General features: G+C 47.1%; 3 protein-coding genes. All 3 read left to right on the top strand.

All coding sequences use genetic code 11. From position 1 onward, the window contains the following. Window positions 1-151 precede the first annotated feature (151 nt). The 3 genes from ABD892_RS10750 (at window position 152) to ABD892_RS10740 (ending at window position 1,472) form a co-directional block, all read left to right on the top strand. Window positions 152-721: a hypothetical protein gene (locus tag ABD892_RS10750; protein ID WP_345195629.1), complete on the top strand. Its 570-nt coding sequence runs from the start codon at window positions 152-154 to the stop codon at window positions 719-721. An 89-nt stretch (window positions 722-810) separates the two neighbouring features. After that, on the top strand, window positions 811-1,011 hold the full coding sequence (locus tag ABD892_RS10745; RefSeq protein WP_345195627.1) for a helix-turn-helix transcriptional regulator: 201 nt from the start codon (window positions 811-813) through the stop codon (window positions 1,009-1,011). Between the two features lie 65 nt (window positions 1,012-1,076). Further along, complete coding sequence (locus ABD892_RS10740) at window positions 1,077-1,472, top strand: hypothetical protein (protein ID WP_345195626.1); 396 nt, start codon at window positions 1,077-1,079, stop codon at window positions 1,470-1,472. Window positions 1,473-1,581: the final 109 nt, after the last annotated feature.

The raw sequence follows: 1,581 nt of genomic DNA, 5'->3' as shown, positions 1-1,581 counted from the left end.
GTCATTGATTACTCACTGACCACCCCCTGTTTAAGTTGGAAATTTCAGAAGAGGCGACAACTATGCTGGCACAGGGGGCAGGTTAAAGAACGATTCCGAGAGATTACCTGCTATCAGTCCAGAAACATCGGATCAAGTACCCCTTGAAGCCATGAAAGCCAATAGCGAACTTAATGATTACTTATGCTTTTTGGCTGCTGAAGAGGGAGATCCCTCGAGCAGTTATCAAGTTTTAAACCAAGCATTGTCTGCGATAACAGAAAGGCTAGTAGATGACGAAGTACGCGGAAAAGCACCGTCAGAATATTGCTATAGTCAAGAGTCGCTGAAATATCTTGGACGTTGCTTAAAGCGGTTAATGGAGGGCGAGAGCCCAGATAAAGCATTCAATCTCGTAATCGGCAGGGGTGGTGGTGGCAGGCCAACACCAAATAATCTCAAAAAGAAAAGTGACTTAGAGATTCGTAATCACTCTATAGCGATGTACATTGCTAGCCGAATGGCGGCAGGGGCTACGATTTATGAGGCTAGCGAGGAGTTGGCTGAAAAAGTAGGGCTGCCAGATAAAGACGGAACATTTAAAGATTATTATGTTAAGAAAAAAAGGTCATTATCCCCTGAGATGATTGAGTATTACTCCTCAAACGAAAATAGGTTTGATACTTTATTGGATTTTATTAAGTCAGAACTTATTGGTTTTCATACAGATTGTAGAGAATAAGAAATACTTATTCTGTCGTTTTTAGATTAATTAAAATTGGGCTCTACTGTCTCCCGAGGAACACCTTAGTAACTCATGGGAGATAGTAGATGCTTAAAGAAGAACCGAAGTACCTCACCCGCCAACAAGTCCTATCCCGTTACGGAATCGGTAACACCACTCTTTACCGCTGGATAAGCGATGAAGACATTCAGTTTCCCAAGCCTGTCCAGTTGGGTGCTCGCTGTGTGCGCTTTCTGGAATCCGCTTTGGAGCAATGGGAAGAGAAGCGCAAGACAGAAGCCGCTTAAGCAATGGAAGCCGGGTTGTCAGCTGCCACTGAGTCCCCCGGAAAAAGCAAAGGTAGAACACGTATATGAAACCAGAAACGAAGAAAGAGCGCATCCTTTATGCGTTTCTTGAATCAGGCATGGACGGACTCAGCCAGGTTGAGGTTGCCAGCCCGTACCAGGGTTACACGTTCAGGCATCAGGCAGGCAAGTTCTGGAGCAGTTGCCTCAATTCCGATGTGTCGGCACTCGGCAAGCAAGGAATAACGGTTGCTCGCCAGCCTGACCCGTACGTAAACAAAGCGGGAGACCGGGCTCTGTTCAAACGCTATTGGCTCAAGGATAGAGATGCCGCCCGACAAGTGCTTTCCCTGCTGAACCTGTGCCGAAATAGCCGGAATGAAGCGCCGCTGCCGGAATACCTGGCTCAAGCATTGGTGGATCAATTTCCAGAGACCAGGCAGGAACCCAGGGCCAGCTAATCAATCAACAGCAAGGGGGTTACGCAGTCCCCCTGTGCCAGCATAGTTGTCGCCTCTTCTGAAATTTCCAACTTAAACAGGGGGTGGTCAGTGAGTAATCAATGACCCG

It is taken from the genome of Kistimonas scapharcae (assembly GCF_039540975.1).
Classification (GTDB): Bacteria; Pseudomonadota; Gammaproteobacteria; order Pseudomonadales; family Endozoicomonadaceae; genus Kistimonas; species Kistimonas scapharcae.
Note: the sequence above shows the minus strand (reverse complement) of the source record. Positions and strands in the feature narration are given on the sequence as shown.

Bases quoted from the DNA above. Each gene is read 5' to 3' on its own strand.
- ABD892_RS10750 (WP_345195629.1), top strand. From the start codon at position 152: ATGAAAGCCAATAGCGAACTTAATGATTACTTATGCTTTTTGGCTGCT.
- ABD892_RS10745 (WP_345195627.1), top strand. From the start codon at position 811: ATGCTTAAAGAAGAACCGAAGTACCTCACCCGCCAACAAGTCCTATCC.
- ABD892_RS10740 (WP_345195626.1), top strand. From the start codon at position 1,077: ATGAAACCAGAAACGAAGAAAGAGCGCATCCTTTATGCGTTTCTTGAA.